Annotated in this window: 11 protein-coding genes; 10 read left to right on the forward strand and 1 reads right to left on the reverse strand. The window is 51.7% G+C overall.

What is annotated here, in order from left to right; genetic code table 11:
* Window positions 1–2 precede the first annotated feature (2 nt).
* From PGRAT_RS05440 to PGRAT_RS05480, 9 genes are all read left to right on the forward strand, one after another.
* Complete coding sequence (locus PGRAT_RS05440) at window positions 3–1,670, forward strand: ABC transporter substrate-binding protein (protein WP_025709507.1); 1,668 nt, start codon at window positions 3–5, stop codon at window positions 1,668–1,670.
* Between the two features lie 79 nt (window positions 1,671–1,749).
* On the forward strand, window positions 1,750–2,754 hold the full coding sequence (locus PGRAT_RS05445; RefSeq protein WP_025709508.1) for an ABC transporter permease: 1,005 nt from the start codon (window positions 1,750–1,752) through the stop codon (window positions 2,752–2,754).
* Window positions 2,755–2,764: 10 nt separating this feature from the next.
* Entirely contained in the window at window positions 2,765–3,658 is an 894-nt protein-coding gene (locus PGRAT_RS05450; RefSeq protein ID WP_025709509.1) for an ABC transporter permease, read from the forward strand.
* A 672-nt stretch (window positions 3,659–4,330) separates the two neighbouring features.
* Window positions 4,331–5,110, forward strand: a complete 780-nt coding sequence (gene modA, locus PGRAT_RS05455) for a molybdate ABC transporter substrate-binding protein (protein ID WP_425311834.1) — start codon at window positions 4,331–4,333, stop codon at window positions 5,108–5,110.
* 19 nt (window positions 5,111–5,129) lie between these two features.
* Complete coding sequence (gene modB / locus PGRAT_RS05460; protein WP_036706602.1) at window positions 5,130–5,792, forward strand: molybdate ABC transporter permease subunit; 663 nt, start codon at window positions 5,130–5,132, stop codon at window positions 5,790–5,792.
* A gap of 210 nt (window positions 5,793–6,002) precedes the next feature.
* Entirely contained in the window at window positions 6,003–6,572 is a 570-nt protein-coding gene (locus PGRAT_RS05465) for an RNA polymerase sigma factor (RefSeq protein ID WP_025708269.1), read from the forward strand.
* Complete coding sequence (locus tag PGRAT_RS05470) at window positions 6,569–6,889, forward strand: hypothetical protein (protein ID WP_025708270.1); 321 nt, start codon at window positions 6,569–6,571, stop codon at window positions 6,887–6,889. The genes PGRAT_RS05465 and PGRAT_RS05470 overlap by 4 nt, the downstream gene beginning before the upstream one ends.
* A 45-nt stretch (window positions 6,890–6,934) precedes the next feature.
* The gene (locus tag PGRAT_RS05475) at window positions 6,935–7,315 is read left to right on the forward strand and encodes a PLDc N-terminal domain-containing protein (RefSeq protein WP_025708271.1); all 381 of its coding nucleotides are present in this window, start codon (window positions 6,935–6,937) and stop codon (window positions 7,313–7,315) included.
* Window positions 7,316–7,321: 6 nt separating this feature from the next.
* Complete coding sequence (locus tag PGRAT_RS05480; protein ID WP_025708272.1) at window positions 7,322–7,723, forward strand: hypothetical protein; 402 nt, start codon at window positions 7,322–7,324, stop codon at window positions 7,721–7,723.
* Window positions 7,724–7,767: 44 nt separating this feature from the next.
* Here the strand turns inward: PGRAT_RS05480 and PGRAT_RS05485 are convergent, their stop codons facing one another.
* The gene (locus PGRAT_RS05485; RefSeq protein ID WP_025708273.1) at window positions 7,768–8,763 is read right to left on the reverse strand and encodes a substrate-binding domain-containing protein; all 996 of its coding nucleotides are present in this window, start codon (window positions 8,761–8,763) and stop codon (window positions 7,768–7,770) included.
* Between the two features lie 259 nt (window positions 8,764–9,022).
* Here PGRAT_RS05485 and PGRAT_RS05490 point away from each other — a divergent pair, with 259 nt between their 5' ends.
* Window positions 9,023–10,432: a deoxyguanosinetriphosphate triphosphohydrolase family protein gene (locus PGRAT_RS05490; protein WP_042266168.1), complete on the forward strand. Its 1,410-nt coding sequence runs from the start codon at window positions 9,023–9,025 to the stop codon at window positions 10,430–10,432.
* The last annotated feature ends 321 nt before the right edge of the window (window positions 10,433–10,753 follow it).

The following is a 10,753-nucleotide window of genomic DNA, read 5'->3' on the forward strand; positions in this document are numbered from 1 at the left end:
GGATGAAGACATGGAGCAGTCTTGCATTGGCAGTAACGCTGGGGGCGGTTTTGTTCTTAAGCGGCTGCGGAGGTAACAACAACAATGCCGGTACAGAAGCAACAACGGGTTCGAATGCAGCGGCAACCACCGCACCGGAAAGCTCGCCTGAAGCGGCGGCAACGCAGGATACATTGATCGTAGGACGCGGCGGCGACTCTGCCTCGCTGGACCCGGCCATTGTGACCGACGGTGAATCGCTGAAGATCGCCCATCAAGTGTTCGACTCTCTGCTGGAGTACAAACCCGGTACCTCTGAAGTACAAGCTTCACTTGCTGACAGCTGGGAAGTTTCTGCCGACGGTTTGACCTATACCTTCAAGCTGCATCCGGGTGTGAAGTTCCATGATGGAACGGATTTCGACGCCGAAGCGGTAGTATTCAACTTCACCCGCTGGAGCGATCCGGCTAGTGAATTCAAATTTGAAGGGGACTCCTTTGATTATTATGATTCCATGTTCGGTCCGGACGGCAGCCGTGTGATCAAGGAAGTGAAGGCTGTGGATGCTACAACCGTACAATTTATTTTGAACCAGCCGCAGGCGCCATTCCTGCAGAATATTGCAATGACCTCTTTCGGAATTGCCAGTCCTGCTGCCATTAAGGAAAAGAAGGAAAACTTCAAGAATGAGCCTGTGGGTACCGGACCTTATGTGTTCAAGGAGTGGAAGCACAATGATTCCATTACACTGGACAAGAATTCCGGCTACTGGAAAGAAGGGCTTCCTAAGCTGAACAAAGTTATCGTTCGCTCTATTCCGGACAACTCGGCACGCTTCAACGCCCTGCAGAACGGCGAGATTGATCTGATGGAGGATCTGAGCCCGGATGATCTGTCCACGCTGGAAGGCAACACTGAACTGCAAAAGATTGAACGTCCGCCGTTCAATGTGTCTTACCTCGGCTTCAACTTCAAAAAGAAACCTTTCGACAATGTAAAAGTAAGACAGGCGCTGAACTATGCTGTAAATAAACAAGCAATTATCGATGCCTTCTTCTCAGGCCAGGCAACTGCAGCAGTAAACCCTATGCCTCCATCCCTCTGGGGCTATAACGATGCTGTGAAAGATTATGATTACGATCTGGATAAAGCCAAGGCACTTCTGGCGGAAGCCGGATATCCTGAGGGCCTCCCGGACCCGGTAACCTTGTATGCCATGCCAGTATCCCGGCCTTACATGCCTGACGGCAAGAAGGTTGCTGAAGCCATCCAAGCGGATTGGGAAAAGATCGGCGTAAAAACCGTTATTGAATCACCTGAATGGGCGACTTACCTCGATGATACCAAAGCCGGGGAAAAGGATGATATCTACATGCTCGGCTGGACGGGCGACAATGGAGACCCGGATAACTTCCTGTACACGCTCCTGGATAAAGATGCTATTCCAGGTAACAACCGCAGCTTCTACGTAAATGAAGAACTGCATACCCTGCTGATCAATGCCCAGAAGGAAACGGATCAGACCAAACGTTCAGACCTGTACAAGCAGGCGCAGGAAATTATCAAAGCGGACGCGCCTTGGATTCCACTGGTGCACACCACTCCGCTGCTGGCTGCGAAAGCCAACCTGAAAGGGTATGTTCCAGGTCCGACAGGTACGGAATATTACAGCGGAATTTACTTCGAATAGTATGCTCCGTAAGTATTTCTTGCCGCTGCTGCCTGGGGCGGCAAGTGATGCTTAAGGACCTCTGGAAGGTGAGCCGAATTTGAACTCCTACCTATTAAAACGCATCATCGTGTTGATCCCTGTGCTGATCGGGATGACAATTATCGTTTTTTCCATTATTCATGCGATACCGGGTGATCCGGCGGAGACGATTCTGGGCCAAAAGGCTACAGAGCAATCCAAGCAGGCGCTGCGGGAGCAGCTTGGACTGGACAAACCATGGCTGCAGCAGTATTTCAATTATATGGGTGATTTGCTGCAAGGAGATCTGGGAACCTCAATCCGGACCAAAACGCCGATCGCCAAAGAAATTATGCCTTATCTTGCAGCGACTCTGGAGCTTACGGCGGCCGCTATGCTGTTTGCAACGATTGTAGGTGTCAATGCGGGGATTCTGGGCGCCTGGCGGCAAAATTCATGGTTCGACTATACCGCGATGATTATTGCACTTATTGGCGTCTCTATGCCGATCTTCTGGCTTGGGCTGATGGAGCAGCTGTTATTCGCGCTGAAGCTGCATTGGCTTCCATCCATAGGAAGGATGGACCAGCGCAATCCGGTGGAGAGCATTACCCATCTCTATGTGATTGATACGATTATTGCTGGACAGTGGGGACAGCTGTGGACGGTTATGAAGCATTTAATCCTGCCAAGTATCGCGCTCGGAACCATCCCGATGGCAATTATCGCCCGCATGACCCGTTCCAGCATGCTGGAGGTTATGAATTCCGACTATATCCGTACGGCAAAAGCCAAAGGCATGCCGCAATTCCTGGTCGTGTACAAACATGCGCTTAAGAACGCGCTGATTCCTGTGCTGACGGTAGTCGGCTTGCAGACAGGCGCTCTTCTCGGCGGAGCCGTGCTGACTGAGACGATCTTTGCCTGGCCGGGCGTGGGAAGATATATATTTGAAGCGATCAGTTCCCGTGACTATCCGGTGATTCAGACGGGCATTCTGATCATTGCCTTTATTTTTGTTGTGATCAATCTAATTGTGGATCTGCTCTACGCTGCTATCGATCCGCGCATCAATTACAAGTGAGGGGAGACTTATGGGACAGGCATCAATTAACGTAACGCCCCCGCATGTACCTGCCGACAAGGTTTCCGGACCCTGGCGCGATGCGTGGAAGGCCTTCCGCAAGAACAAGACGGCTATGCTCGGTTTATGTATTATCGTGTTTTTTGTACTGATCGCTCTGCTGGCGCCGCTTATTGCCCCCTATGGCTTCAAGGAGCAGGAGCTGGTCAACCGGCTGAAAGCGCCGTCTGCCGGTCATTGGTTCGGGACGGATGATCTGGGAAGAGATATGTTTACCCGCATTATGTATGGAGCGCGTATCTCACTGTGGGTCGGTTTCTTTGCCGTCATCGGATCTATTATTGCAGGCACATTTCTGGGCATCCTGGCGGGATTCTACGGCAAATGGATGGATATGCTGATTTCACGCCTGTTCGATATTCTGCTTGCTTTTCCGAGCATTCTGCTGGCGATTGCTATCGTCGCGATTCTGGGGCCATCCCTGCAGAATGCGCTGTACGCTATTGCTATTGTAAATATCCCTACGTACGGCCGGCTTGTACGGGCGAAGGTCCTCTCCCTGAAGTCGGAGGAGTACATTACGGCGGCAAGAGCGATCGGGATGACCAACACCCGTATTCTGCTTACCCATATCCTGCCGAACAGCCTGACGCCGATTATTGTGCAGGGTACACTCGGCATCGCCACGGCGATTATTGAAGCAGCGGCACTAGGCTTCCTTGGCCTTGGGGCCCAGCCGCCAGACCCGGAATGGGGCAAGATGCTCTCCGATTCACGGCAGTTTATCCAGAAGGCTCCTTGGACAGTGGTATTCCCGGGGCTGTCCATTATGCTGACTGTCCTGGGCTTTAACCTCATGGGGGACGGCCTGCGGGATGTGCTTGATCCGCGGATGAAGAATTAAGGTTGTTACCAAAAGTCCTGTTAGGCGTCTGTATTACGCCAAACAGGGCTTTTTTACGGGATGATAAGTCAACAAGGAGACCCTTTGCAGGTTGAGATGAGAGGCAAACGTGCTTTTGAATTTTGCGTAAGCAGGCTATGAATCGGGAGGGGTACAACAAGCTAAGTCCGTTAGGCCCATCCTCCAATGAGTAGCCTTAAAACCCCTAGGGTGATAGCCTTTTTTCAACACAAGTTGGCGAAGAAGCAGGTGAACAACCGCTAGTTGGAAAAAGGGAACTTATTTCCACTCTAAATCAACAAATGAGAAATTTAAGTGGAAAAGGGAAACTTAATTGGGCAATTTTACTCTTCCAGGAGCGAAATCTGCTGAATTAGTGATCCTTTTTCCAACTTAGGCTGCGGAGAACGGGGTGCTGGGGCCAATTAGTGATCCTTTTTCCACTTGGAATTGCCGCAGGATGCATGAAAGGTTCTATAGGCAAACGCTAAATTGAAATCCAAAACCGCTACGTTATCCGGTGAAGGGCGGCGTTGCCGTCTTGGTTTTAACTCCTGATATGAACTATACATAACTAAATATAAACAAACATAATCAAACACATAGATAAACGAAAAGAGATATGCTAGAATATCACTCAAATATACAAGATACATAATGGGAGGAATGGAAATGTTCAAGAAATTAGCAGTGGTTGTAATGGCTGCACTGTTGGCGGTTGCTCTGTCGGCAATGCCAGAAAAGCAGGTGCAGGCGGCCGGCAAGACTGAGATTGTTGTGTCCGCCGCAGCGAGCCTGCAGGACAGTCTTGATAAGATTGCCGTTCTGTATGAGAAGCAGCATCCTGATATTGATCTTGTCTTCAACTACGGCGCTTCCGGCACTCTGCAGAAACAGATTGAGCAAGGCGCACCTGCTGACCTGTTCTTCTCAGCAGGTGATAAGCAAATGAAAGCTCTGGTCGATGGAGGCCTTATCTCTGACAACAAGCAGCTATTGAGGAATCAGCTGGTGCTGGTTGTTCCTTCGAACTCCACGGCATCGATTACAGCCCTTACACAGCTTACGGATAAAGGCTTCAAAAAAGTGGCTGTCGGACAACCTGAATCGGTTCCGGCCGGCCAATATGCGCAGCAGTCATTGACAGCGAAGAAGGTATGGGATAAGCTGCAAAGCAAGCTGGTATTTGCCAAGGACGTGCGCCAGGTGCTTTCTTATGTAGAAACAGGGAATGCCGATGCCGGATTTGTCTACAAAACGGATGCCCTCACTTCGAGCAAGGTGAAGATTAGGCTTACTGTGGGTGCCCATGTACACAAGGCGATCAATTATCCGGTCGGCATTGTGAAGGATTCCAAGCATACGGCGGAGGCCAAAGCCTTTTACAGCTACGTACAAACCAAGGCGGCGAGCGATATCTTTACAAGCTATGGATTTAAGCTTGCTGATTAAATCAACGGGGTGAGCCGGGATGGAGATCCATTGGACCGATTATTTCGCCCCGGTCTGGCTTTCGGTCAAAATCTCAGTCATAACGAGCATTATTGTCTTTCTGCTGGCGACTCTGGCAGCGAGGGCAATGGCGGGGAGACGGTTCCCGGGCTACAGCCTGGTTGAAACGGTGCTGCTGCTCCCGCTGGTACTGCCGCCAACCGTGGTCGGATTTGTGCTGCTGGTGATCCTGGGCCGGCGGAGCTGGATCGGGAAGCTGTACGAGCAATTTACGGAGCATACGATCCTGTTCACCTGGGGGGCGGCAGTCATTGCTGCGGTTGTGGTTGCTTTTCCTCTCGTATACCGCACAGTGAAGGCGGGCTTTGAAGGCGTGGAGAAGGATCTGGAGGATGCAGCACGCGCACAGGGAGCCAGCGAGCTTCAGGTGCTTGCGTTTGTCACACTTCCGCTGGCTGGCCGTTCGCTGGCTGCCGGTTACGTGCTGGGATTCGCCCGCGGGCTGGGGGAGTTCGGAGCCACCATCATGGTGGCTGGGAATATCCCTGGCCGGACGCAGACTGTTCCCACCGCTATTTACGTGGCTGTCGATGGCGGCAATATGACGCTGGCCTGGCTGTGGGTGTGTTCAATTATTGCCATCTCCGCACTCATGCTGATGTTCGTCAACCGCCGTTCCTGATTGTGGAGTGATTTGGGATATCCAATTATATCTAAGGGCAGGACCTGCGCATGCGAGCACGGGGTCCTGCTTTTTGCTGTAAGCTTATTTTAATGAGTTCACCTGGTATGGAGGATTCTCTAATTCACTGAAGCTTAAATAAATTTGTGAATTTTCGAACAAAGATCCTGATGCCTTCGTAATGTGGTATGAAAGGGCGGGCAGAGGAACATGATCACTGATAAGCAGCTCATCGAAGGATACAGGACGGGCAGGCGGGAAATGCTCGAATTCCTGGTGGAGAGGTACAAGGATGACTTGTACCGGTTCTGCCGCCACCTCACTCTGAATGCCCTGGAAGCGGAGGATTTATTTCAAGAGGTGTGGGTCCGGGTCATCCGCAAGCTGGATCGTTATGATCCGGAGCGGTCTTTTAAGGCATGGCTGTTTCAGGTGGCCTTGAATATGTACCGGGACAGATACCGGAAATGGAAAAGGCTCTACGCCCGGCTTGCCGAAGATAAATCCTGCCGTGCCCCCTTTTCGGAGCTCAGGGACGGGGCCCTGCTGACAGAGGAGCAGATTCTGCGGAATGAACGGTATGCCCACTTGGAAGAGGGACTCCGCAAGCTGCCGAAGCGTTATTTGGGTCCGCTGGTGCTCTATTATTATGAGGAATTCAGCTATGAAGAAATCGGAGAAATGCTGGGCATTCCTGTGGGGACGGTGAAATCAAGGCTGAATCAGAGCAAAAAACTGCTGCAAAAAGTAGTGGAGCCATGGAGGGAGGATTACCGATGAGAGAAAAGGGATGCGAAGAGAAGCAGGAGGAACTGCTGCGGGAGTATTACAGCGGACAGCTTCCGGCCCCTGCAGGACTGTATGCGGCAACCTTGCAGCGGCTCCGCAGGACAGAGGGAATGAGTAAAGGCGCTGCAGTGCTGGGTGGAATGGGGGCACTGGCTCTGCTGCTGTTGTGGGGATGTCTGCTGAGCGGACCGATACCATTGCTATGGAAACTGACACTCCTGCTCTCTTTTGGGGCAGCACCGGCTGTTGCCGCCGTGGTAGTGGTGCTGTATATGTCCGGCAGAGAAGCGGGAAGTGTCCAAAACTAAAGGGAGCGTGGGGAGAGGGATGCAAAGGGGCGGAGGTGGAAGGAAATGAGGAACTTCAAATATTTTGGCCTGCTGGTATTCTGGATCATTACATCCGGTATGCTGATTTTTATGGCCGTTGCAGGCTCATGGATGATTCCTTATATGGCCGATCTGTTCAGCGAGGACCCGGTCTGGTTCACTACTACAGTGGTGGCCGTGCTGCTGTTTATTGGCTTGTACGTGACTATGGGGGTGTTCATTTATAAGGACTCCTCGCGCAAAAAGATGAACACCTGGCTGTGGTTAACTGCGGTTTTCTATATTCCTAATTTTATGGGGGTTGTGCTGTATTTTTATGCCCGGCGGCAAAAGAGTCTGGCTGCAATTGAAGTGCCCGCACAAATCTGCCCGCACTGCGGACATATTATACATACTGGGGAGTGAACGGGAATGAACACAAAAGGACAAGGGCGCAGGCTGCTTTTGCTGGCACTGATAGGGACCTTGCTGCTTGCGGGCTGCGAAAAACAGCTGATGTATGCAGGCAGCAATACGCCGCACCAAATCAAAGCTTCTTACCGGCTGTTATCCGGCAAAGAAAAGAAAACGCTGAAGCTGAAGGAAGGGGACACGGTTTTTTTGAGCTATGCCTCCAAGGTAGAGAAAGGCGAGCTGTCGATGAAGCTGTATGATCCTGACCACAAGCTGTTCAAGGAACTGGAGACGAACAAGGAAGGCGAGGAAGAATTGAAGATACAACAATCCGGCTCCTACAAGCTGGAGATCGTAGGAACCGACACAAGGGGGAGCTTCAAAGTCAGTTATAAAATCAAAAAAGAGGTCTCCGAATAAGCAGGAGAAAAAGGCGCAGGAAGAGGCTTAGGTCACGTTAAGATTCAGGTCTCATAGATGACCGCGCCAGTCTCACTAAGGTCATAGCCGTGAATGGAGCTGAGCTCATTCTTAAAGGCTGCTGAGCGCAAAATATCGAGAACTGTCCTGATCAGGGTTTCGTGCCCCGGTTTCTTAAGCATCACCAGATCGTACCGTTCCTGTATGAGCGGGATGAAATCAATGCCGTCAATAATCTTGGCGGCTTTTTCTGTGCCGATGCCCACATCGGCTTCACCCCGGGCCACTCTGCCGGCTATGGCAAAGTGGCTGTTCTCTTCGATAGCATACCCGCTGATGTGTGAGGAAGGAATGCCATGCAGGCGCAGCTGCTCGTCGAGCAGTACCCGTGCGCCCGCCCCGCGTTCGCGGTTGATGATCCGGATTCCGTTCTGCTTCAGATCGGACCAGCCTCGGATTCCCTGAGGATTGCCCTTCTGTACATAGAAACCTGCACTACGCGTCAGCATATGCACTACGATATAAGAAAAGCCAACCAGCAGTCTGCGGATATAGGGCAGGTTGTACTCCCCGCTGTCCCCGTCCAGCAGATGGGTGCTGACAATGTCAGATTCCCCGTGGTACATCGCGATCAGGCTGTCCAGACTTCCGGCATACGACCGCAGCGGACGGAAGGAAGTTTCACTTCGCTCCAGATGTGTAGCCAGTAAATCCAGCGACATATCCTGGCCGGTTATTACCACATTATCGGTGGCGGCTTTGCCGGGTTGTACCGGCAGCTGCGTATGCTGCAGCTGCGGGGCGGATGAGGGGGTGAACAGGGGAGTTTCCGCTTGCGCCGGGACTGGCGGGATACTCCCGGAGATGCCGCTGCGCGAATGCTGCTTGTACGCCTCCAGATCGGAAAGATCCACGCGCATCTGCTTGCCGACCCGGTAGGAGGGCAGCTCGCCTTTTTTGATCAGATCATATACCTTAAGTTTGGATATTTTTAATAACCGGGCGATTTCTTCGGTCGTATAGGAAGTGTTCTCGGACATGGTAAAGCCTCCTAAAGAATGAACTGCGGCAGATCTCAAAATAACGCTACGATAGCTCAAGACTAACCTATTTTAAGATGCTGCGCAATTAAAGAACTCGGGAGACAGAGCGGGAGAGCGCTTTAGAAAGCGGGGGGTCTCCTGTTTTTGGCCTGCTGTGCACCGGGAGCCCGATCCATTCAGAAACGGTGAGTGAAAGTTCCGGGAAAAATGACTATAATGAAGTACTAAATACAGATCAAGGATAGGGGCAGCGGATATGACACTAATTGAAAAAAGAGAACACCGGCAATATCCGGAGATCACCCGTCTGGAAACCTCTAGAGCCGCATATGAACGCGATTATTCGCGTCTGATCCATTCGCCGACCTTCCGCCGGCTGCAAGGCAAATCCCAGGTGTTCGGCGCAGGCACCGGGGATTATTACCGGACGCGTCTGACCCACTCGCTGGAAGTGGCGCAGATTGCCCGTGAAGCGGCCAAAAGCCTGCTGCGCGCCTACCCGGAAGTTGAAACGGGACAAGCGGAGAATCCGGGGCTGGTCATTGATCCGGAGGTGGTGGAATGTGCAGCGATCGCCCATGACTTCGGCCACCCGCCGTTCGGCCACAAGGGAGAAGAGGTGCTGGACAGCATTTTGGAGCAGCTTGTGGTGAAGAAGACGGCGGAGGCGGTGCGGAAGTCCGGCGCAGGCCCGGTGCAGCAGCAGACGATCCGCGAGAATATGAGGCGGAAGTATGAGCATTTTGAAGGCAATGCCCACAATTTCCGGCTGATCATGTTCCTGGAGAAACGCGAGAATATCGACGGGCTGAACCTCTCGGATGCGGTGCTGCTGGGCATTAATAAGTATCCGTTTCCCGGGACGGTATTGAAAAAGGGGATGTATCTGCACGAATGGAACTACGTTTCAGCCATCCGCAGCCAGTGGGGGATTCCGGACGGGAAGAAAACGCTGGAAGCCCAGCTGATGGATCTCTGCGATGATATCGCGTATTCCGCGCATGATCTGGAGGATGGGATTAAGGCCGGCAAAATCGAGGTGCATGAGCACTTCATGCATGATGCGTATATCCAGCGGCTGATCGTAGAGAAGATTACTACCCTGGAGGATGCCTTCTGGACCGGCTGGAAGGAAGCCGACATACACATCAAGGTTGAAGAGGTGCTGAGCTCCTTCCTGCGCGTATGGATGGAGAAGATGCCCACCTGCGAGAACGACTATTCCCGCACCCGCCGGGAGGTTAAGGCTTATTGGGTCAGCACCTTTGTGGCCAGCCTCGGTGTCATTGAGGACGGGAACTGGAAGAAAGTTACCTTCATTAAAGACGGTCAGGAAGATGAGGATATGCTGCGGACGGTCAGTGTGCTCAAAAGCTTCGCCTGGGTCACGATGATCCGTGATTTGCGGGTGCAGCGGCTGCAGAAACGCAGTGAGTGGATTCTGCGCCGTTTGTGGGAGGCGTTCCTGGACCCGGAAACCTCGCGGGCCATTATTCCCAGCGATTGGCTGCAGCGCTTTGAGAAGGATCAGCGGCAGGTCAAGCCGATCTGGACATGGGAGCATATGGTGATTGATTATATCGCCGGGATGACGGATGCTTTTGCCGAGAAAATTTACAATGAGCTGTACGGCCTGAAGGTCGGCTCAATATATGATTTGGATTAGAAGGATTATCGTAAGCCGCACCTGGAAGGGGGCGGTTTTTTTCTGGGGTTGTAACTGAAGGAACGGCAGCATCTGACTTATATGCAGACTTCCACCACAAACGCGGTACAAATTCAAGTAGTCTGCAGAGCTTTTTATAGTCCTGCCTTGTGATTTCTGGTCTTCAGTTTGGAATTCTGGTGTTAACTTGCTCTATTTTGTTATTATTTTGTTATTAATTTTTGTAGGGGTTTGTAATTGGTATCTGGAATTTGAACAGCGGAGAACGTAAAGGATAATCCTTGCTTTTATTGAGTTTTATAAATTTACTGATATCTGTAT

The sequence above is a fragment of the Paenibacillus graminis genome (assembly GCF_000758705.1).
GTDB classification, from domain to species: domain Bacteria; phylum Bacillota; class Bacilli; order Paenibacillales; family Paenibacillaceae; genus Paenibacillus_AQ; species Paenibacillus_AQ graminis.

Excerpts from the sequence above, each read along its gene's own strand:
- PGRAT_RS05440 (WP_025709507.1), top strand. The coding sequence starts at position 3 with ATGAAGACATGGAGCAGTCTTGCATTGGCAGTAACGCTGGGGGCGGTT.
- PGRAT_RS05450 (WP_025709509.1), top strand. The coding sequence starts at position 2,765 with ATGGGACAGGCATCAATTAACGTAACGCCCCCGCATGTACCTGCCGAC.
- modA (WP_425311834.1), top strand. The coding sequence starts at position 4,331 with ATGTTCAAGAAATTAGCAGTGGTTGTAATGGCTGCACTGTTGGCGGTT.
- modB (WP_036706602.1), top strand. The coding sequence starts at position 5,130 with ATGGAGATCCATTGGACCGATTATTTCGCCCCGGTCTGGCTTTCGGTC.
- PGRAT_RS05465 (WP_025708269.1), top strand. The coding sequence starts at position 6,003 with ATGATCACTGATAAGCAGCTCATCGAAGGATACAGGACGGGCAGGCGG.
- PGRAT_RS05470 (WP_025708270.1), top strand. The coding sequence starts at position 6,569 with ATGAGAGAAAAGGGATGCGAAGAGAAGCAGGAGGAACTGCTGCGGGAG.
- PGRAT_RS05475 (WP_025708271.1), top strand. The coding sequence starts at position 6,935 with ATGAGGAACTTCAAATATTTTGGCCTGCTGGTATTCTGGATCATTACA.
- PGRAT_RS05480 (WP_025708272.1), top strand. The coding sequence starts at position 7,322 with ATGAACACAAAAGGACAAGGGCGCAGGCTGCTTTTGCTGGCACTGATA.
- PGRAT_RS05485 (WP_025708273.1), bottom strand. The coding sequence starts at position 8,763 with ATGTCCGAGAACACTTCCTATACGACCGAAGAAATCGCCCGGTTATTA.
- PGRAT_RS05490 (WP_042266168.1), top strand. The coding sequence starts at position 9,023 with ATGACACTAATTGAAAAAAGAGAACACCGGCAATATCCGGAGATCACC.